This is a genomic window from Paenibacillus sp. RU5M (genome assembly GCF_900221055.1).
Lineage (GTDB): Bacteria > Bacillota > Bacilli > Paenibacillales > Paenibacillaceae > Paenibacillus > Paenibacillus marchantiae.
This window is the reverse complement of the sequence record NZ_OBQM01000006.1, coordinates 85,545-105,450: the sequence shown is the minus strand read 5'-3', so window position 1 is coordinate 105,450 and position 19,906 is coordinate 85,545. Positions and strand designations below refer to the sequence as shown.

19 protein-coding genes are annotated in these 19,906 nt (G+C 47.2%); 16 read left to right on the top strand and 3 right to left on the bottom strand.

The genetic code is table 11. From position 1 onward, the window contains the following. The first annotated feature begins 184 nt into the window (after positions 1–184). From CRO25_RS18510 to CRO25_RS18465, 10 genes are all read left to right on the top strand, one after another. Complete coding sequence (locus tag CRO25_RS18510; RefSeq protein ID WP_072732914.1) at positions 185–541, top strand: hypothetical protein; 357 nt, start codon at positions 185–187, stop codon at positions 539–541. A gap of 94 nt (positions 542–635) precedes the next feature. Beyond that, the gene (locus tag CRO25_RS18505) at positions 636–857 is read left to right on the top strand and encodes a 2Fe-2S iron-sulfur cluster-binding protein (RefSeq protein ID WP_079695986.1); all 222 of its coding nucleotides are present in this window, start codon (positions 636–638) and stop codon (positions 855–857) included. Positions 858–1,097: 240 nt separating this feature from the next. After that, entirely contained in the window at positions 1,098–2,045 is a 948-nt protein-coding gene (locus CRO25_RS18500) for a YafY family protein (protein ID WP_079695985.1), read from the top strand. 66 nt (positions 2,046–2,111) lie between these two features. After that, entirely contained in the window at positions 2,112–2,678 is a 567-nt protein-coding gene (locus CRO25_RS18495) for a DinB family protein (RefSeq protein ID WP_079695984.1), read from the top strand. Beyond that, complete coding sequence (locus CRO25_RS18490; RefSeq protein WP_256863681.1) at positions 2,675–3,226, top strand: EVE domain-containing protein; 552 nt, start codon at positions 2,675–2,677, stop codon at positions 3,224–3,226. Before CRO25_RS18495 ends, CRO25_RS18490 begins: the two co-directional genes overlap by 4 nt. Positions 3,227–3,903: 677 nt before the next feature. Further along, the gene (gene glpX / locus CRO25_RS18485; protein WP_079695983.1) at positions 3,904–4,980 is read left to right on the top strand and encodes a class II fructose-bisphosphatase; all 1,077 of its coding nucleotides are present in this window, start codon (positions 3,904–3,906) and stop codon (positions 4,978–4,980) included. A gap of 459 nt (positions 4,981–5,439) precedes the next feature. Beyond that, positions 5,440–6,486 carry a LacI family DNA-binding transcriptional regulator gene (locus CRO25_RS18480; RefSeq protein ID WP_176854364.1) on the top strand — a complete coding sequence of 349 codons (1,047 nt, stop codon included), beginning with the start codon at positions 5,440–5,442 and terminating at the stop codon, positions 6,484–6,486. Positions 6,487–6,522: 36 nt separating this feature from the next. Then, complete coding sequence (locus CRO25_RS18475; protein ID WP_063563916.1) at positions 6,523–7,695, top strand: Gfo/Idh/MocA family protein; 1,173 nt, start codon at positions 6,523–6,525, stop codon at positions 7,693–7,695. 162 nt (positions 7,696–7,857) lie between these two features. Beyond that, the gene (locus tag CRO25_RS18470) at positions 7,858–8,586 is read left to right on the top strand and encodes a ThuA domain-containing protein (RefSeq protein WP_079695982.1); all 729 of its coding nucleotides are present in this window, start codon (positions 7,858–7,860) and stop codon (positions 8,584–8,586) included. Between the two features lie 113 nt (positions 8,587–8,699). Continuing rightward, the gene (locus CRO25_RS18465) at positions 8,700–9,806 is read left to right on the top strand and encodes a Gfo/Idh/MocA family protein (RefSeq protein ID WP_079695981.1); all 1,107 of its coding nucleotides are present in this window, start codon (positions 8,700–8,702) and stop codon (positions 9,804–9,806) included. A 76-nt stretch (positions 9,807–9,882) separates the two neighbouring features. On the opposite strand, the gene CRO25_RS18460 is transcribed toward CRO25_RS18465, so the two are convergent. Together CRO25_RS18460 and CRO25_RS18455 are read right to left on the bottom strand one after the other, a co-directional pair. After that, positions 9,883–10,701, bottom strand: coding sequence for a radical SAM protein (locus tag CRO25_RS18460; RefSeq protein ID WP_079695980.1), 819 nt, complete (start codon positions 10,699–10,701; stop codon positions 9,883–9,885). After that, positions 10,698–11,294: a bifunctional transcriptional activator/DNA repair enzyme AdaA gene (locus CRO25_RS18455; RefSeq protein ID WP_306291816.1), complete on the bottom strand. Its 597-nt coding sequence runs from the start codon at positions 11,292–11,294 to the stop codon at positions 10,698–10,700. The genes CRO25_RS18460 and CRO25_RS18455 overlap by 4 nt, the downstream gene beginning before the upstream one ends. 174 nt (positions 11,295–11,468) lie before the next feature. Between CRO25_RS18455 and CRO25_RS18450 the strand changes: the two genes are divergently transcribed. The 3 genes from CRO25_RS18450 to CRO25_RS18440 all read left to right on the top strand — a co-directional run bounded on the left by CRO25_RS18450 (position 11,469) and on the right by CRO25_RS18440 (position 14,179). Further along, complete coding sequence (locus CRO25_RS18450; protein WP_079695978.1) at positions 11,469–12,449, top strand: Gfo/Idh/MocA family protein; 981 nt, start codon at positions 11,469–11,471, stop codon at positions 12,447–12,449. Between the two features lie 24 nt (positions 12,450–12,473). Beyond that, entirely contained in the window at positions 12,474–13,190 is a 717-nt protein-coding gene (locus tag CRO25_RS18445) for an SAM-dependent methyltransferase (protein WP_079695977.1), read from the top strand. A gap of 95 nt (positions 13,191–13,285) precedes the next feature. After that, positions 13,286–14,179 (top strand): NAD-dependent epimerase/dehydratase family protein, encoded by an 894-nt coding sequence (locus tag CRO25_RS18440; protein ID WP_064638142.1) that lies wholly within the window; start codon positions 13,286–13,288, stop codon positions 14,177–14,179. A gap of 139 nt (positions 14,180–14,318) precedes the next feature. Here the strand turns inward: CRO25_RS18440 and CRO25_RS18435 are convergent, their stop codons facing one another. Beyond that, on the bottom strand, positions 14,319–15,329 hold the full coding sequence (locus tag CRO25_RS18435; RefSeq protein WP_063563908.1) for a LacI family DNA-binding transcriptional regulator: 1,011 nt from the start codon (positions 15,327–15,329) through the stop codon (positions 14,319–14,321). 409 nt (positions 15,330–15,738) lie between these two features. Between CRO25_RS18435 and CRO25_RS18430 the strand changes: the two genes are divergently transcribed. The 3 genes from CRO25_RS18430 to CRO25_RS18420 are packed head-to-tail and all read left to right on the top strand — an operon-like array spanning position 15,739 to position 19,789. Continuing rightward, a complete protein-coding gene (locus tag CRO25_RS18430; protein ID WP_079695976.1) occupies positions 15,739–17,529 on the top strand; it encodes an L-fucose isomerase in 1,791 nt (596 codons plus the stop codon). Between the two features lie 41 nt (positions 17,530–17,570). Next, positions 17,571–19,073, top strand: coding sequence for a rhamnulokinase family protein (locus CRO25_RS18425; RefSeq protein WP_079695975.1), 1,503 nt, complete (start codon positions 17,571–17,573; stop codon positions 19,071–19,073). A 53-nt stretch (positions 19,074–19,126) separates the two neighbouring features. Next, complete coding sequence (locus tag CRO25_RS18420; RefSeq protein WP_079695974.1) at positions 19,127–19,789, top strand: class II aldolase/adducin family protein; 663 nt, start codon at positions 19,127–19,129, stop codon at positions 19,787–19,789. Positions 19,790–19,906 lie beyond the last annotated feature (117 nt).

The following is a 19,906-nucleotide window of genomic DNA, read 5'->3' as shown; positions in this document are numbered from 1 at the left end:
AAATATTTTGATTCCAAATGCGATGTGAAATGTGTTTAACTCAACTGTGCTTATGAATAGAGAACCCCCTCTCGAATAAATTCTAAAAAATGTAATATACGGTAATTATGTTATGGTACAATAGTGATAAAAGCAAGATATTTATTACAAATTATTCCACATAAAGATTTAAGGAGGAAGAATAATGACAAAACTTATTCCTAGAAAACTCAGTTTAGTATTGTTGCTTTTGGTTGCATTTTGTTCAGGATGTCAGGCAAATAATGATCAGGGGGGGGCGAGTACATCCATTCCCTTAAAAAAACTAAATACTCTCGCAGAGAAAGGAGACAGCCTGACATGGAATGATTTTGCAGCGTACCCTTATGAAGATGAAGGATCGGGATTATATATTCGAAAATACAACATAGAAGGCGGGCACCAATTGATGATTAGCGGTAAAAGTTTGGACAAAAAACCAGACCATATTTATGTGGTGAATAAAGATGGGGAGAAAATCGACCTTTTAAAAGAAAACATCAAAAAAATGAACTTAAAATAACGTAACAATTATTATGTAAGCTTATTATTTTGGATTAACTCATAAGCTGTATCTATATTGCTTGCTAACTATCTCTAACGGACGATAGATAAGGATGATTATTACGAAGGTTTCCTGTCTCGTTATGTCTTATCAATGTGTTGGCAGTGAAATAACAACAATTGAAGGGTTACATGGTGAAGAGGAAGGGAAGTTGCATCCAATTCAGCAGGCTTTTGTGGAAGAAGGCGGCTTCCAATACGGATATTGTGGAGGAATACTACGAGCGGTAAACAAGGTGATTGATGAGCACGATAGGAGGGGTTCTACCCAATGATCCTGGAAGTAGTGAGGTCCGAGCTTTCTCTGAATTTCAATATCATAAAAGTTTTTATAGACCAACCTATACTCTGCGGGTTGGTCTTTGTGGTTTAATGAAACACCTTACGAAAATGGGTCGACGCGGCCATAATTAAGACTTGTTCTTTAGTATGCTTTTCAATTGTCCATATGTTACTTATAATAGATGTCCAATGAAGATGAGTGTAATTAGTATTACATACAAGGAGGTGTGTTCTTGAACAAATCGGATCGTATGCTGGCTATCGTACTTGAGCTGCAGCGGGGGAAGGTTCAACGTGCGGAAGATTTAGCCCTCTTGTTTGAAACAAGTGTCCGAACCATATACAGAGACATTCAGGCGTTATGTGAGGCAGGAGTTCCTGTGGTGGGAGAACCCGGAGTAGGATATTCACTTATGGAAGGATACTTTTTGCCTCCGATCAGCTTGACAGCTGAAGAAGCGGTTACACTTCTAATCGGGCTTGATTTTGTCGAACAGCGCTTCGATAACTACTACAAAAGTACATCCTTTACGTCCCGTTCGAAAATTGAAGCAATCCTGCCTGTGCCTCTTCGGGAAGAGGTGGGACAGATACAACAGGGTATCCGTTTACTTCGTTCACCGGACAGTGATACACACGAGCGAGAGATCGAACATATGGGAATCATCCGAAAGGCAATGCAGAATAAACTCAAAATCCGGTTTCATTACCATAAGCATGGAACTATTAATGAAACCGTACAAAAGACCGTTCGTATGTCGTCCCCTTACGGGATGCTTTGGATGCAAGGCTCATGGATGCTGATTGCCCGATGTGATTTGCGACAGGAGATTCGTCATTTTCGTATATCCCGCATGAGTGATCTGGAGATTAGCACAGACCCATTCGATCTTCCTCCAGGTTTTAATATTCACAGCTACTCACCACCTGACAACCGTGATGTGCATGTCCGTGTTTGGTTTCATGGTCGAATTGCAAATAGAGTGATTGAAGCGAATAATTACTACATGGAGAAAGCAGAACTGCAAACAGATGGATTATACGCAGATTTTCGTGTAAGGAATCCAGAAGACGTATTGCATTGGATACTTGGATGGGGAGCCTCGGCTCTGGTCTTGGAGCCCGAATCATTAAGAATTCGAATTCGCGAGGAAGCAAGCAATCTCCTTAAACACTACTGACATAACGCTGTCAGTAGTGTTTGTGTATGATCGGTTTATAACCGATTGAAGGAGTTGTGTATTTGTATGGAAACGACAATAACAAGGAACAACGAAGAGATTCGACGTGATTTTGAACTGACGCTGGAACGTTATTTGCAGGAACTGGATCTGATGAGCGATGCTCAGTTAAGCTACAAACCCAGTGAGATTGAGTGGTCGATAGGCCAGATGTACCAGCATTTAATTCAGTCTGCGATGAAAATGCATTTAGCCAATGTTCAACTTTGTATAAGCGCAGACGAGGACTCGGGCAAGAAGAGAAACCAGGGCAAAACAGAAACAGGTGAAGCTGTTTTTGCGCAAGCAAGTTTTCCTCCGATACGTATCCACGTTCCTGATTCTCCTGAGTATACTCCACTACAACCGGATGGAAGAGAATCAATAATTCAAGGATTTAATGAGGTAAGGGATGAAATGCGGAGATTGGAAGTGCTGTTGGAAGAAACAACACAGGAATGTACGTTGGCACATCCAAGCTTTGGTGGTTTGAATGCAGAGGAATGGTTTGCATTGGTCGAAATGCATTATCGTCATCATTTCTTGCAGCTTGAGCGTCTGAAGAAGGCATGGGAAGAACAGGTGCAGAGATGAATGAACAGGAAAAGGAAAAGCATGATTTGATGGCAAATAGCACAGAAATTCAGCAGACTCAAACGAGAGAATTTCTGTCCTATCAGTTAGATGTTGAGGCTGAATCTGAAAAAGGAAACCGATACTGGATCGGCGTTGTGTCTGCATCACATGTGGAAAAGGGGGTGGAAGGGGGCTTCGCCCAGCTCTGTCACGGCAAGGTAGCTTCTCTGCGCAAAATGAATGCAGGAGACTGGCTGATCTATTATTCGCCGCGAACAAGCATGCAAGGAGGCAAGGTACTTCAAGCATTCACCGCCATAGGGCGCATAATAGACGATCAGGTGTACACGTACCATGTGTCAGATTCCTTTGTCCCGTATCGGAGGAATGTTCAGTATTATCCTTGTCAGCAGGTGAAGATCGCTGATTTACTGGACCAACTGATCCTTACTCGGGGACAGACACGTTGGGGATATCATTTTAGATATGGTCATTTGCAGATTCAAAAAGAGGATTTTCTGAAAATCGCAGTTGCCATGTTGGGGGATGAGGCAGAAACCTGCTAACCTACATAGTTTGAGCAAAGAGTCAGATCTTATTTATGTGGGACACAAAGCTGAGGAAAAATAGACCTTTTGAGGGGAAATAAAAAGAATCGAATTTTTAACAACGTAATAATTATTATGTAAACTTATTATTTTCGATGACCTCCATAAGCTGTATCTATATTGCTAACCATGTTTAAGGGGCGGATACAGCTGGATTTAGGTGAATTTTTAGTTCAAATCTTTGAATAAAAAACCTCTTTTAAATGGTCTTCAATATTGTTCCTTTAAGAGCACAGGACGGTTGTAGGGGTCTTATTATAAATCGTTTTCGACGAACTTGAGAACGGATGAGATTCCTCTCTATAATTGCAAATTATATGTTCATAAACCATTGTTATACGAAATTTTAACTCTGATTTATTCCTGAGAAACACTCAACGCAATGAATATAGAATATCGAAAAATATAAGATGAAATATACTGCTTCAAACCAGATATAATACGGTGGATAAGACTCGTAAAATGGCATGTTCAAAGCTGTGTAAATGTGTTCATTTATCGATGAGGGACAGAATGGGGTGATTTCTCAAAATCGGGTTATTACTCCCGTTTTAGATCAATTTCATATGGATTTGCGATGGATTTAGTACCGCTTTCAATGTATGCTTTTGGAAACTGGAAAGGAAGTGGGGAAAATGGAACGCGAACTGGCGTTGGAAATTGTCCGAGTAACAGAATTGGCTGCGTTAGCTTCAGCACCCTGGATGGGGCGGGGCGACAAGAATAGTGCAGATGAGGCGGCTACTTTGGCTATGCGCGCCATGTTCGATTCCGTGTCTATTCGCGGCACGGTGGTAATCGGTGAAGGAGAAATGGATGAAGCACCCATGTTGTATATCGGCGAGGAAGTCGGCAACGCTGAGGGCCCCGAGGTTGATGTGGCTGTAGATCCTTTGGAAGGTACAGAGATCGTAGCCAAGGGCCTGAACAACGCTTTATCGGTTATTGCAGTGGCGGGAAAAGGCAACCTGCTCCACGCACCGGATATGTACATGGAGAAGTTGGCTGTAGGGCCTGCTCTGGTGGGCAAGGTCAGTATCGAAGATCCGGTTGAGGTGACATTGGAGAAAGCCGCTGAAGCATTGAACAAAAACATCTCAGATCTGACAGTCATGATTCTGGACCGTGTACGACATGAAAGTACGATCAAGACATTGCGCAAAGTTGGTGTGCGGATCAAGTTCCTAAGCGATGGTGATGTTGCAGGCGCGATGGCACCTGCGTTCCCAGAGGCAGGTATTGATCTGTATGTCGGATCAGGAGGAGCACCGGAAGGTGTGCTTGCTGCAGCCGCCTTATCCTGCCTGGGAGGCGAGATTCAAGGTCGCCTGATGCCTGCGAACGCAGACGAGTTCCAGCGCTGCTTGCAAATGGGAATCGACAATCCTTACAAAGTATTAACGATGCAGGATATGATCGGCACGGAAGATGTTATTTTTGCAGCAACTGGTGTTACCCCTGGTGAGATTCTTGGGGGAGTGCGTTACCTCGCAGATGATCGGGCAGAGACCGATTCCATTGTCATGCGTGCCAAAACCAAAACGATTCGTTTCATCCGTTCTCAGCATTTCCTTCCTAATAAGGAAGTGCTGCACAAAGTGCGGCAGCTTCAATCTACACCTGAGCCTTCAGATCGTATTCAAAGTCATGTCACCATTTTGGAACAGGCTGAGTTCAGTCAATCATCTGTTGGTAACGGTGTGACGACCTAATGTAGGTCTGCACTGTAGTTGGTCTGCCCCATCATGAATCCATGTGAAAGCGTGTGAAAGCATGTGAATCAGAAGGTTATATAGGACAAGTTACAAGAGAATATATAAATTGAACTAAACATTTACACGAGAACGTAGAGGGCAGAAATAACCTGAAGAAGCGTAGCGTTCGCCTTTATCCCCGGATTTTCCCTTTGAAAACGGGAATTCAAAAAATCTGGGGATAACAGCGATCGAAAGGTTGTTCTGTCATCGGAGTGGCAAGTGTAAATGTTCTTTGGTTCAGTTTATATAGTAAGCAAGAGGTGGGGAATTTGTTTACACAAATCCTCATCTTTTTTTGTGTTAAAAGCATTGACAACGGTTACAACACATGAGAAGATGTACGCGCGTACATAATTATTTGATACATTGCATCGGTTTGGCAGGTGTTCAGGAAACATGAAGGAGGTGAGATCCATGGCATCCCGTAAAGAAGTGGCTGATCTTGCCGGTGTTTCGGAAGCTACAGTATCCCGAGTTCTTAATGGCGTTGGTCCTATTAAAGAGGAAACCCGTCGTAAGGTTATTGAAGCTTCCGAGCAGTTGGGTTACGTCCCCAGCGCACTGGCCCGCAGCTTTGCGAGAAGTAAAAGCGGTAACCTTGGCGTGGTGTTGCCCTACGTCCCGAAAGCACACTTGTTCTCGGCGTATTTCTTCTCGGAAATGCTGAGTGGCATTGGGAGCAAAGCCAGGGACAACGGCATGGACCTGCTGGTCATGTTCAGGACACCGGGTGAAGTGATGAATTATACGGATCTGTTCCGCCGTCAGAAAGTGGATGCTTGCATTATTCTCGGCGCACGAGATGATCATGGGGAACTGGCAGCCATGCAGAGGCTTCAGCAGGAAGGACATCCCTTTTGCATTATGAGCCAGCACTTTGCAGGTGAATCATTCATGGAAGTGGATGCCGATCATGTGGAGGGCAGCAGGCTGGCAATCCGTCACCTTACCGATCAGGGCTACCGGAATATCGCCTTTCTTAATGGTCCGGATAGTTATTCCAACAGTCAGGAGCGGCTTCAGGGCGTTCATATCGGACTGAATGAAGCCGGAATGAATATGGATTCCAGTCTGTTGCTGGAGGGGAACTATGGCAGACGAAGCGGGGTGGAGGCAGCTGCCACCATTGCAGCCCGGCTTAACGAGATTGACGCTGTATTTGCTGCGAATGACCGGATGGCAATCGGTGTTATGCATGGTTTGCGTGAGCGTGGGATCAAGGTTCAGGATTTCCCTGCGTTTGTAGGTTATGATGACTCCGATGCGGCCGAGATGGCGGTTCCGCCGCTGAGCAGCGTCAGGGTTCCCTTTTATGAAATGGGAGAACTGGCCGCATCCAAACTTATTCATGGATCACTGGGAGCAACAGCTTCAACAGTGAATTCCGAAGTTCCCTCAGAAACAGCAAGGCAGTTGTTGCCTACAGAGCTGATCATCCGTGCCTCTTCAATCCGTAATTAATACATTGCTAGTTATATTCCAAAGGAGGAAGTGACCATGTCAAAGCGTCTTCGTGTCGGAATGGTTGGATACAAATTTATGGGGAAAGCCCACAGCAACGCTTATCGCAGTCTGCCGATGTTTTTCCCGTCTGCCCCGCTGCAGCCGGAGATGTCTGTAATCTGTGGACGGAACGAGCAGGGAGTTCAGGAGGCTGCCAGTCAGTTCGGCTGGTCTGAAAGTATAACGGACTGGCGCGAGCTGGTGCGGCGTGATGATATCGATCTGATCGATATTAACGCTCCAAGTGATGCCCATAAGGAAATCGCACTGGAAGCCGCTCGTCAGGGTAAACATCTGTTCTGTGAAAAGCCGCTGGCTTTGTCGCTAGCTGATTCGCGTGAAATGCTCCAGGCTGCTGAAGAAGCAGGAGTTGCGCACATGGTCGGATTCAACTACCGTTTCTCTCCAGCAGTGCAGCTGGCTAAAGAGTTGGTGCAAAGCGGACGCCTAGGCAAAATCTATCATTTCCGTGCGTTTTTCCTTCAGGATTGGATCATGGACCCTTCGTTCCCGCTGGTATGGCGTCTGCAAAAGGAAGTAGCCGGTTCCGGCTCACATGGCGATCTCGGCGCACACCTAATTGATCTTGCACGTTTCCTGGTGGGTGAATTCAAGGAAGTAATCGGGATGAGCGAAACGTTCATTAAAGAGCGGCCGCTGGCTTCGGAAATGACCGGACTTAGTGCCAAAGGCAGTTCGAACGCAGATGCTCCGAAGGGCGAAGTAACGGTAGATGATGCCACGTTGTTCCTCGCACGGTTTGCAGATGGTGCACTAGGAAGCTTCGAGGCTACGCGCTTTGCAGCAGGTCATCGCAGTACCAACTCGTTTGAAATCAATGGCAGTCTCGGTAGCGTCCGGTTTGATTTTGAACGGATGAATGAACTGGAAGTGTATTTTACGAAGGACGATGAAGATGTGCAGGGCTTCCGCCGTGTTCTGGCGACTGATCCGGCACACAAATATGCTGAGGCGTGGTGGCCTGCGGGACATACGATTGGATTCGAGCACACGTTCACACATGAAATGCTGGAACTGGTGACCGCGATCTCCGAAGGACGGCAGCCTGAACCAAGTTTCCACGATGGGGTTGCCTGTCAAGCGGTATTAGAAGCTGTTGAACGTTCCGTTACAGAGCGTCGCTGGGTGTCGCTAGAAGAAATGTAAGCATTAAACCACTGAATTGTGAAGTGGACATCATGTTGGCACTCATTTGAAATAAATAAGCTAGATTTAAGCTAGGATGTTGACCTCGGAGAGGTCTTGAGTTTGCATAAGGTCCGATAGAGAATGACAATAACTTAACTTCCGGAAAGCGAGTGATGGGTGATGAGCAAAGCACTAATCGTATGGGGCGGCTGGGATGGACATGAACCAGAGCAGGTAGCAGCGATTTTTGAACGCATTTTGAAGGAAGAACAACTCGAGGTTGATGTCTCAGATACACTGGAAGCTTATGCGGATGCAGAGAAACTGCTGGGCCTGGATCTGATCGTTCCGTTGTGGACAATGGGACAGATTGAACAGGAACTAGTCAATAACGTATCTGCGGCTGTTCAGAGCGGCGTGGGTCTTGCGGGTCTTCACGGCGGGATGTGTGATGCGTTCCGTAACAACGTCGACTGGCAGTTCATGACGGGTGGGCAGTGGGTTGCGCATCCAGGGAACGACGGCGTGGAGTACACGGTAAACATGAAACGTGGTTCCAGTCCGCTCTTGGATCATATTGAAGATTTCCAGGTGAAAAGTGAACAGTATTACCTGCACGTGGATCCTGCAGTAGAAGTGCTGGCAACGACACGCTTCCCAATTGTTAACGGTCCGCATGCAGCGAATGGCCCAGTAGATATGCCAGTCGTTTGGACCAAACGCTGGGGTGCAGGCCGCGTGTTCTACAACTCGCTCGGACACCATGCAGATATCGTGGAGATGAAACAAGTTACTGAAATGATGCGTAGTGGTTTCAAATGGACTGCCGCAGGCAAAGCACTTGCGCAAAGCCGCAAGGACGCAGTGGCTGAAGTTTACACAGGAATGGCTGATAACCAAAATCACTAATTTAATTTAAACCTAATTCATATCCGTTGAGATAAATATATTGACCCACATAAAGCGGTGTTGAGTTGTTTTGGAAGCGCTATATCAATTAGGAACACGAAGGGAGTCCACGCATGAAAACAATGAAAGTAGGCATTATTGGCTGCGGTAAAATCAGTGGTATTTATATGGAGAACTGTCACCGATTTGAGGTGCTTGATCTTGTAGCGGTTGCAGATCTAGATCGGAACAGGGCAGAGGAGCAGGCGGCTGCTTATCATGTCCCTAACGTATACACGGTAGATGAAATTTTGGCAGACCCTGAGATCGACTTGATTATCAATCTGACAATCCCTGCCGTTCATGCGGATGTATGCTTGCGAGCGCTCGAAGCAGGCAAACATGTCTACGTGGAAAAACCACTCGCAGTCACACGTGAAGAGGGTCAGGCGGTCCTGGAAACGGCTAAGCGCAAAGGGCTGCTGGTAGGCTGTGCGCCAGAGACGTTCTTTGGTTCAGGCATTCAGACGGCACTCAAAGTGGTAGAGGATGGTGTCATTGGCAAACCTGTGGCCGCTACCGCATTCATGATGAGCCGTGGGCATGAGCATTGGCATCCAGATCCGGAGTTCTACTATGCAGCCGGTGGCGGGCCGATGTTTGATATGGGGCCCTATTACCTGACTGCGCTCGTACAATTGCTGGGGCCAATCAAGTCCATTGCTGGCATGACGGGCAAAGCGATGGAACAGCGGACGATCACGAGTGAGAAAAAGCGGGGTCAGAGCATCCCTGTTGAAATTCCGACGCATGTAGCCGGATTGTTGCAATTTGAGCAGGGAGCTATCGGCACGCTGATTACGAGTTTTGACGTATTTGGGGGAAGTGTGTTGCCACCGATTGAAGTATACGGCACGCATGGAACCCTACAGGTTCCTGATCCAAACACATTCGGTGGTCCAGTTCGTTACCGCTTGCTAGGTGATGAGGAATGGACTGAGGTTCCTCTTCTTTCAGGATATCAGGAAAATACACGTGGCATCGGTGTTGCAGATATGGCTTATGCCGTGGGCAGCGGACGTGCTCATAGAGCAAGTGGAGAGCTGGCCTACCATGTGCTTGAAGCGATGTGGGCGTTCCATGATTCTTCGGATGAGCAGACTTTTTATAAAATGGATAGCACATGTCAGCGCCCAGCTGCACTGCCGGCAGATCTTCCATTATACACACTTGATCAATAATCGATTAAGTTAGAAGTATAGCCCTGACTCCCGATACGTGGGAAGCAGGGCTATTTTCAATTTATATCAAGCATGATTAGGGTTCGAATCCTGCCTGGCTAATCCATATTTCATGTTCCTCAAAATGCGCCTTCATTCGCTCGACTACCATTTTGTATGCCTCAGGACTGAACCAATCTTCCTTGCCCACTTGTTCGTAAAGTGGCTTCATGCCAAGTCTCCGGGTTCGCTTGCCCTCACTGCCATCTCCCATAAAGTAATCATCAATGCATATACGATCAACAAGCGGCCTCAGAATGGCTGCAAAGCTTTCGCTGCTGGGCAATACTGGCGCAATAGCAGCTTGTGTGGGGATACCGGCATCTTGCAGTTGTTCCAGGGCACGCAATCTGCCCGCGATTGGCGGAGCTGAAGGACTGAACTGCTTGCGGATATCATCCAGATCCGTTTCCACGGTCATGCTAACCCGGACCCGGTCACCCAACTTTTGCAGCAGATCGATATCTCGGGTCACCAATGGGCTTCGGGTTTGAACCAATATAAAATCGGGTTGATGCTCAGCCATGACTTCTAGCAAAGACCGCGTGATTTGCTCCTTATATTCAACGGGCTGATACGGGTCTGTACTAGATGACATAAAAATAGTGACTTTACCTTTCGATTTCGCACGCTTCAGCTCCTTGGCAAACACATTGGCGGCTTCCTGTTTCACATCAACCCAGCTGCCCCATGGCTCTTTGCGAAATAAAGATACGGGCATTTGCCTTACATAACAGTAGGAACAGCCAAAAGCGCAGCCTGTGTATGGATTCAGCGTATGCGTATAACCATTAAGGAACCCGGTTCCTTTGTTCAGCAACGTTTTGGGTACTTTGTATACTAAGCTGGTCTTCATAATTGATCACGCCTTTGTTCACGATAATTGGCAGGTGTGCATCCTGTATGTTTTCGAAATACTGTAATAAAATACGCCGGATTGGCTATGCCAACCTGTCGACCGATATCTGTGACGGTAAGCCGGGTGCTTTCAAGCAATTTCCGGGCTTCGGTGACTCGTTTTTCCTGAATATACTCCACCGGAGTTAGGCCGGTAATCCGTTTGAACACCCGATGCAGATGATACGGACTACCGTGACTCACATTTGCTAGAATATCAAGTGTAAGGGGCTCGGCATAATGATGTTCAATATAGTCTGTTACAACGGAAATCCATTCCTGATCGGGAACTCGCTCGCCCGTTGGCTTGCACCGTTTGCATGGACGGAAATGTCGCGCCAAAGCTTCTTCAGGATTGTTAAATATAGAGACATTCTCATATTTGGGTGCTTTCGACTTGCAGGAAGGTCGGCAAAAGATGCCTGTTGTCTTGACACCGTAATAGAATTTTCCATCAAAGCTGCTATCGTTGTGGATAATGGCATTCCACTGTTTGTCATCTATAGGAACTGAATCTGATTGATAGGAATTGTGACTTTCCAAAAGAATCACCTCAAGTCTCATTATACCCCTGATTTATGGGAATCGACGAAGTTTCAAACAAAAAAGCAAGATATCAATATGTTGGAAATGGACATCCCTTCAATCTGGTTGAAATATAGGCTACAATGTACAGGATGGCAAGCTGTTTAATTGTGAAATTTATTTACGAAAGAGGTAGATTGAATGGTTCGTTTTGGAGTGGTAGGTACCAACTGGATTACAGAGAGACTTCTTGAGGCCGCTGCACAAGTCGAAGGATTCGAATTGACCGCCGTGTACTCAAGAACTGAAGATAAAGCTAATGCATTTGCAGATCAATATCACGCTGCACTTCGATTTACTAGCCTCGAAGAGATGGCTGCGAGTGATGGGCTCGATGCCGTGTACATTGCTACACCGAATACCTTTCATGCGGAGCAGGCAGAGTTGTTTCTGAGAAACGGCAAACATGTACTGTGCGAGAAGCCTTTGGCCGCCAATGGAGCAGAGGTCCGTCGTATGATTGATACAGCGCAAGAACATGGAGTTCTGCTCATGGAGGCCATGAAATCGACCCTTGTTCCCTCGTTCAAAATGGTACAATCTCACCTACATAAAATTGGCCCGGTACGTAAATATGTGGCGAGCTATTGCCAGTACTCTTCCCGGTACGACAAGTATAAAGAAGGAATCGTCCTGAATGCGTTCAAACCCGATCTTGCTAATGGAGCGTTAATGGATCTTGGTGTGTATTGTCTCTATCCATTGATTACATTGTTTGGCGAGCCTAAACAAGTTCAGTCCCAGGCATTGATGCTGGAATCAGGGGTAGATGGACAAGGCAGTGTTATTCTGAATTATGATGAGATGGAAGCGGTAGTGACGTACTCCAAAATCTCCAATTCTCACGTTCCAAGTGAAATTATGGGCGAACGCGGCAGCATCCTCATTGACAAAATTGGTTCACCCGAACATGCGGAGATACGCTACAATGATGGTACGATGGAAAAACTCACTGCCGAGCAAATTCATCCGTCGATGTATTATGAGGTGGAGGAGTTTGTCAATCTGATTCAGCAGGGCAAAAAGGAATCGGATATGAACACGTATGAACGTTCCTACGTTACCATGCAGGTGATGGATCAGATCCGGCAGCAGATTGGTCTTGTTTTTCCTAACGATTAATTCTGGAAAGTGAGCTGAGACGAGATGAGCAGAGATGAGCAGAAGAGCAGAGTAGCCGGCCTGGAGCTGGCACAGATTATTTTTATCGGGCGAACCTTCGAGGAATATACGAAGATGTTCAACCTGACCGTAGAAGAGATTAAAGGTAAGTCCATTCTCGATTGTCCAGGTGGGGCTTGTTCATTCAGTAGCCATGCGCGAGAGTGGGGTGCAGAACCCATGGCAACGGATATTGCCTATGAACATGAGATCGGCCAACTGGAAGTGAAGGGACTTCAGGATATTGAACATACGATGAAACAAATGGAACAAGTACAAGACAAATATAGATGGGATGATTTCGGTTCGATCCATGGCTTAAAAGAAGAACGTAAACGTGCAATCACTGACTGTGTAACAGATATGAGACGTTTCCCTGACCGTTATGTGGCTTCTGTACTGCCGGAGTTACCTTTTGCCGATGAACAATTCGACCTAACATTGTCAGCACATTTCCTGTTTACGTATGCAGATCGCCTGAATACCGAATTCCATCTACAGACGATCCTTGAGCTGTTGCGAGTAACCAAGCGGGAGCTGCGTATCTTCCCTACAGTAGACTTGTCTGGCAAACGTTATGAGCACATGGATGAACTAAAGGCTATACTGGAAGAGCGCGGATATATTACTTCTGAAGAGAAAACTTCATACGAATTCCAGCGGGGAGCACACACTATGCTCCATATTGTGAAATCCCGGTAAACATACCTGAATTGCAACAACACAGACAGCACTTCATTCATATGGAGGTTTTAATAAGATACGCATGACCAGAACAGGTTAGGAGGTTTTATCGGATGAAAAAAGTACTTATACTTGGTGGGACACGGTTCTTCGGCAAACGTCTGGTTGATCATTTGCTGTGGGAAGGAAAGTCTCAGATCACAGTCGCAACTCGCGGCAAAACGGATGTAGACTTTGGGCCTGAGGTCAACCGGATTAAAATGGATCGTGAAGACCCGAAATCTCTTGCCGAGGTTGCCCAGACCGACATGTGGGATATTGTCTATGACAACATCTGCTACTCGCCAGATGCCGCGAAGTCGGCTTGTGAAGCTTTTGCGGGACGTACCCAAAGATACATTTTGACATCAACGCTCTCGGTATATGGAGAGCCCAAACCTGGATTTACCGAAGCCGATTTCGATCCATACACCTACCCGGTGCAATACGGAAGCCACGAAGATTTCTCGTATGGAGAGGGTAAACGTTTAGCGGAAGCTGTATTTTTCCAGGAAGCGGATTTCCCGGTGGCAGCGATGCGCATACCAATTGTACTCGGGATTGATGATTACACGCGAAGACTTCATTTTCATATTGAACATGTGCAAAAAGGAAAACCTATCGGCATGCCCAATCCGAACGCCGAGATTGGATTTATCAATTCCACCGAAGCCGCGAGATTTCTCGCTTGGCTTGGACATTCATCCATTACTGGACCTGTGAATGCAGCGTCCAAAGGGGCGATAACACTTTCCGCCATGATGCATTTGATCGAAACGGTAACAGGCATGCAATCACAGGTATTGACCGAAACGATCAAAGAAGACATGTCACCCTTTGGAATTTCGGAATCCTGGACAATGGATACATCCAAAGCAGAGCAGGCGGGATATACATTCGAAGCATTAATGGATTGGTTCCCGGGTCTAGTTCGAGAAGTCGCTCTGGCACTTCAATCTGAAGGCTAGAATCCATATATATAAGAGTTATTTCATAAAAAAAACAGGACGCAATTCAGAGATATATTCTCCGATGCGTCCTGTTTGTATTTGCTTCAACAAAACAGTTTCTCTCAAGTCAGGGTTGGTCTACGATTGAATTTCCTCTTTATTCGCAAGGTACAGAGGCCGAAGCGCGAATACGCAGCTCCGATGGCATAATGACGGTCTGTGGTTCCTCAGGAGCCTTGCCTTCAATTCGGTCAATCAGCATTTGCATGCCGATGGCACCAAAATCATAGGCAGGCTGTGCAGCAACCGTGAGAAAGGGATCAAAGGCAGAAGCCAAATCCAGGTCATCAAAACAGACGACCGAGATGTCTTCGGGAACACGCAGCCCCCGTTTACGTAAAAGTCGAATGACGCCAATGGCGAGCATGTTGTTTGCTGCAAATATGGCTGTAGGTTTGTGCTGATGTGCAAGCAAACTGTCGATACCCACTTCATCGCTGAAATCCCGGTAGCCTGTTCGAAGGATTAATCCTTCATCAAAGGGCAGCTGGGCTTCCCGGAGTCCCTCCATGTATCCTTCTTCTCGCAGCCGCGCAGTCGAAACTTCGGAAGAACCATTAACCAGAGCAATGCAGCGATGTCCGAGATTCGTCAGATAACGAATCAATTGAAGCGCACCATCTCGGCTGTCCCCAGCGATAACATCAGATGTAATTCCCGGGACAGTACGGTCCAAAATAACAAACGGAATGCTACGTTCCTGCAGCTGCTTCAAGTGACTCAGCGATCGGTCCCCTGCAGGTGCAAACAGCACACCATCGACGCGAGTCGACAGAATGGTTTCCACATAATTTTTCTCCTTGTCGTAATCCTCGTCGCTATTGCTGAACAAGAGGCGATAACCACGCAGATTTGCAGCGTCCTCAGCCCCCCGGGCCAGCGTTGTATAGAAGGGGTTCGTAATATCCGTAATCAGCAGTGACAGCATATGAGTCCGTTGCAGCACAAGACTGCGCGCATTCGAGTTGGGTATGTAACCAAGTTCTTCGATGACCTGTTGTACACGCTCGCGTGTAGCCGGACTAATACGACCTGTTTGATTAATGACTTTGGAGACGGTCATGGCGGAGACGTTGGCTTTTTTGGCAATATCATAAATGGTAATCAATAGGATCTAACCTTTCCGCAACATAGTCTTTCCATTCTATAGGATAATGCCGATTGACAGCAAGATAGGCTCATGCTATCTTAGGGTTACCGATAACCCTAATCATAAAAAAAGTTGATTTATTTCAGTCTCACCGCTCTTCATTTTGCTCACATCGCTTCCTTCACACTCCATAATAGGACAGCATAACGGAGTCAATAATATAGAGCGGTTTATTAAACCAAGTATTTGTAAACGCATTCATAATGAGAAAAAGAACTGACCGTTGGCATGCAATGCTAGTGTGTTACCTCGGGTATCGGTGAAGAGAAGGAACAGAATCCATAATTTTCCCCAACAAAATACACACGGACAAGTCACAAGTAATTCGTACCTATTCTATGAAACCATTGAAGGAGGACGTTTTAGTATGACACATCAGGATTATCGTTATAAACAGGCATTTCCCAAAATTGGTATTCGTCCCACGATTGACGGAAGACGCAAGGGTGTTCGTGAATCATTGGAAGAGCAGACGATGCGCATGGCGACGTCCGTTGCCGAGCTGCTCGCAACAGAACTTCGGTATCCCGATGGTTCGCCGGTAGAATGCGTCGTTGCCGAGTCCTGTATTGGCGGTGTGAACGAGGCAGCGGCAGCAGCGGAACTATTCAGTCGCTCCAACGTGGGCGTGACCATTACCGTTACACCATGCTGGTGTTATGGAACAGAAACGATGGATATGTCTCCTTCTATTCCTACAGCCATCTGGGGCTTTAATGGAACCGAACGTCCGGGTGCAGTATATTTGGCAGCAGTGCTCTCTGCCCATGCACAGAAGGGGATTCCGGCTTTTGGTATCTATGGCGAGGATGTGCAGGATGGAGGAGATACGACGATTCCTGATGACGTTCGTGAGAAATTGCTTCGCTTCAGCCGTGCGGGTCTTGCCGCTGCAACCTTGAAGGGACGTGCTTATCTGTCTATCGGCTCGGTATCCATGGGTATTGCCGGCTCCATCGTGAACGATTCTTTTTTCCAGGAGTATCTGGGCATGCGGAACGAATATGTGGATATGAGTGAACTGACTCGTCGTATAGAAGAAGAAATCTACGATCCTGAGGAGTATAAGCGGGCGCTAGCATGGGTGAAGGAGAACTGTAGTGAAGGACCGGACAACAATCCTGCCCATCTGCAGACAGACCGCAAACGCAAAGAGTATGAATGGGAAACGGTTGTGAAAATGACGCAGATCGTACGTGACCTGATGGCTGGCAATCCGAAGCTTGCGGAGCTGGGATTCACTGAAGAATCTATGGGCCACCACGCGATTGTCTCCGGGTTTCAGGGACAACGACAGTGGACAGATCATTCACCCAACGGAGATTTTCTGGAATCCATCCTGAATTCTTCCTTTGACTGGAATGGCAAACGCTCGCCTTATCTGGTGGCAACAGAGAACGACAGCCTGAATGGTGTGTCGATGTTATTTGGTTCCCTGCTTACACATACCGCGCAGATCTTCGCAGATGTACGCACCTATTGGAGCCCGGATTCGGTAAAACGCGTGACAGGGCACCAGCTGGAAGGAAACGCAAAGGACGGTATTTTGCATCTGATCAACTCCGGTTCTGCGGCATTGGATGGTACAGGGCAACAATCAAGAGCGGGTGAGCCTGTGCTCAAGCCTTTCTGGGAAATTACAGACGAAGAGGTTCAGGACTGCCTGAAAGCCACCTCATGGCGGCCGGCATCCGTGGAATATTTCCGGGGCGGCGGCTATTCGGCTGATTTCCTGACCAAGGGCGGCATGCCTGTTACGATGACGCGTCTCAATTTGGTTAAAGGACTAGGGCCAGTACTGCAAGTGGCTCAAGGTTACACAGTCGACCTGCCTGAGGATGTGCACGATACGCTGGATCAGCGGACAGATCCGACTTGGCCTTCCACCTGGTTTGCACCTGTTCTGACGGGCTCAGGGGCTTTTACTTCGGTCTATGAAGTAATGAATCAATGGGGCGCGAACCATGGCTCCATCTCTTATGGACATATCGGAGGGGATTTGCTAACACTGGCCTCCATGCTTCGTATCCCAGTGAGTATGCATAATGTACCGGAATCCGAGATTTTCCGTCCACGTGCCTGGGGACTGTTCGGCACAAGTGAACCGGAAAGTGCCGATTACCGGGCATGCAGCGTCTTTGGACCGTTGTATCGTTAACATCCAAACGGCTTGTCGCGGAAGCGAAGGAGGCATTAGAGATGGGAACTCAGGCAACACATGTGCTTGCTGCCGATTACGGCGCCGGAAGCGGCCGGGTGGTCCGTGGGTCCTTTGACGGGAGTAAGCTCTCGTTAGAGGAAGTGCATCGATTCAGTAACGATCCTGTACACCTGGGAGATGGATTGTACTGGGATTTCCTGCGACTTTTCCACGAACTGAAACAAGGGATTGTAAAGGGCATACAAGGCATCTCCCAACCGGTCCGTTCCATCGCTGTGGATACGTGGGGAGTCGACTATGGATTAGTGGACGGGGAGGGAAGATTATGCTTCAACCCCCGCCATTACCGGGAATCGCGTAATGCAAAGTGGATGGAAGAAGCCCTGCGCATGGTGAATGAAGAAGAGCTTTATTCCATGTCCGGTGTCCTGCCACAACAGATAAATACCGTATTTCAACTGCTTGGAAGTGTGCGCGAGCACTCGGAAGGTCTGCGGCCAGATGTGCGCATGTTATTGATGCCGGATTTATTTAACTATTATCTATCTGGTCAGCAGGCCTGCGAGTACACAATTGCCAGTACAAGCGGACTATTGCATGCCGGAGATGCTCGATGGAATGAACAATTGATTGGCCGACTGGGTATCCCTGAGACGTTATTCCCACCTCTCGTACAGCCAGGCACGGTGCTGGGGCAATTAACGGATGACTTGTGTGCAGAGTTGAAGATTGAACCGATGCAAGTGATATCTGTAGGTTCACATGATACAGCATCTGCATTAGCAGCCATTCCTGCGACAGATTCGGAATTTGCCTTTATTAGCTGTGGCACCTGGTCTCTCATGGGCGTGGAACGTGACATTCCTTTATTGGATAATCGTAGTCGTCAACTAGGGTTCACCAATGAGGGCACGGTAAATGGCAAAGTGCGAACCTTGAAGAATCGCTCAGGCCTGTGGTTATTGCAGGAGTGCAAACGGCAGTGGGAACGGGAGAATCAACGTTTTACCCATGAGGAACTGGTCCAGCTCGCTGCTTCGGCAACCGCTCACCAATGTTATGTATCGCCCGGAGACGGGGTGTATTTGGCACCAGGCGATATGCCAGAGCGAATCCGGCAACAGTGCAGTGTTAGCGAGCAAGCAATACCTGAAACGACCGGAGCCATTGTACGTTGTATTCTCGAAAGTTTGGCACTGGAGTTCAGACAGACTCTGGATGAACTGGAGCTAATTACAGGCACTCGGCCACGGGTGATTCATATGGTCGGTGGCGGTGTGCATAATCGCTTATTGTGTCAATTTACGGCGAATGCAGCAGGGATTCCGGTGATAGCGGGTCCTGCCGAGGCAACTTCAGCCGGAAATTGCATGCTGCAATTTCTGGCACATGGCGAAGTGAGCAGCTTGTCCGAGGTGCGAGAAGTTATGGCTTCTTCCTTTTCTCCCGAAACCTATGAGCCAGAAGACACCGCAAGATGGCAGGAAGCCTACGTAAGATACCAAAACCTGAATCAAACATTGGCGAGCAAATCCAATTAGATGAGCATTTTGTAAAATGCTTAAAAAGAAAAATCAAAGGAGTGGAGCAGAACATGTCTGAACAACAGGTAAGGGAAGAATTGACCAAATATGCCCGCAGAGCGGTTGCTCAGGGACTGGTGGTTGGACCTGGGGGAAATCTGAGCGCCCGTTTCGAAGGAACGATGCTTCTTTCGCCGAGTGGTTACGCACTAGAGGATCTGGAACCTGACGAATGGATCGCGATTGATATTGCGACAGGAGAGACACGTGCCGGATCAACACGCCCTTCCTCCGAGGTGTTGATGCATCTGTATAGCTATCGGGTCAACCCTGACATTCAAGCCATTGTGCATACACATCCGGCATACACCATCGCCCTGAGTCTCGTTTTCGATGAATTGCCTCATTTGTTCCCTGATCAGTCGGCACTGGTAGGCGATATTAGCTTTGTTCCTTATGTTCTGCCCACAACCAAACTTCTTGCTGATGCGGTGGCTGCCAAGGTTGAAGAGCACACAGCGCTTATTCTGGTTAACCACGGATTGGTCACGACAGGTAAAAACCTGCGCGAAGCCTACTACCGCACCCAGGTGGTGGAGGAAAGCGCCAAGGTGTACATGATCGCCAAGGCAGCAGGGGAGCCTAAAGTGCTTACTGCGGAAGAATACAAGGAGATCCAATCTCTTGAAAGTGAAGCCTACCGCGTACAGCTACTGCAACAACTTAAGTCGTAAATGAATATTTATAATTAAACGAAGTTTAAAGGTAATCTCAACAAAGAGCAGATTACGTCCTCCAGAAAAAAATCTGGAATACAGGATGTGAATTGCTCTTTTTTTATTTTGGATCAA

What these genes read in the sequence shown, in the direction of transcription:
- CRO25_RS18510 (WP_072732914.1), top strand. Translation starts at nt 185, where the DNA reads ATGACAAAACTTATTCCTAGAAAACTCAGTTTAGTATTGTTGCTTTTG.
- CRO25_RS18505 (WP_079695986.1), top strand. Translation starts at nt 636, where the DNA reads ATGATTATTACGAAGGTTTCCTGTCTCGTTATGTCTTATCAATGTGTT.
- CRO25_RS18495 (WP_079695984.1), top strand. Translation starts at nt 2,112, where the DNA reads ATGGAAACGACAATAACAAGGAACAACGAAGAGATTCGACGTGATTTT.
- CRO25_RS18490 (WP_256863681.1), top strand. Translation starts at nt 2,675, where the DNA reads ATGAATGAACAGGAAAAGGAAAAGCATGATTTGATGGCAAATAGCACA.
- glpX (WP_079695983.1), top strand. Translation starts at nt 3,904, where the DNA reads ATGGAACGCGAACTGGCGTTGGAAATTGTCCGAGTAACAGAATTGGCT.
- CRO25_RS18480 (WP_176854364.1), top strand. Translation starts at nt 5,440, where the DNA reads ATGGCATCCCGTAAAGAAGTGGCTGATCTTGCCGGTGTTTCGGAAGCT.
- CRO25_RS18475 (WP_063563916.1), top strand. Translation starts at nt 6,523, where the DNA reads ATGTCAAAGCGTCTTCGTGTCGGAATGGTTGGATACAAATTTATGGGG.
- CRO25_RS18470 (WP_079695982.1), top strand. Translation starts at nt 7,858, where the DNA reads ATGAGCAAAGCACTAATCGTATGGGGCGGCTGGGATGGACATGAACCA.
- CRO25_RS18465 (WP_079695981.1), top strand. Translation starts at nt 8,700, where the DNA reads ATGAAAACAATGAAAGTAGGCATTATTGGCTGCGGTAAAATCAGTGGT.
- CRO25_RS18460 (WP_079695980.1), bottom strand. Translation starts at nt 10,701, where the DNA reads ATGAAGACCAGCTTAGTATACAAAGTACCCAAAACGTTGCTGAACAAA.
- CRO25_RS18450 (WP_079695978.1), top strand. Translation starts at nt 11,469, where the DNA reads ATGGTTCGTTTTGGAGTGGTAGGTACCAACTGGATTACAGAGAGACTT.
- CRO25_RS18445 (WP_079695977.1), top strand. Translation starts at nt 12,474, where the DNA reads ATGAGCAGAGATGAGCAGAAGAGCAGAGTAGCCGGCCTGGAGCTGGCA.
- CRO25_RS18440 (WP_064638142.1), top strand. Translation starts at nt 13,286, where the DNA reads ATGAAAAAAGTACTTATACTTGGTGGGACACGGTTCTTCGGCAAACGT.
- CRO25_RS18430 (WP_079695976.1), top strand. Translation starts at nt 15,739, where the DNA reads ATGACACATCAGGATTATCGTTATAAACAGGCATTTCCCAAAATTGGT.
- CRO25_RS18425 (WP_079695975.1), top strand. Translation starts at nt 17,571, where the DNA reads ATGGGAACTCAGGCAACACATGTGCTTGCTGCCGATTACGGCGCCGGA.
- CRO25_RS18420 (WP_079695974.1), top strand. Translation starts at nt 19,127, where the DNA reads ATGTCTGAACAACAGGTAAGGGAAGAATTGACCAAATATGCCCGCAGA.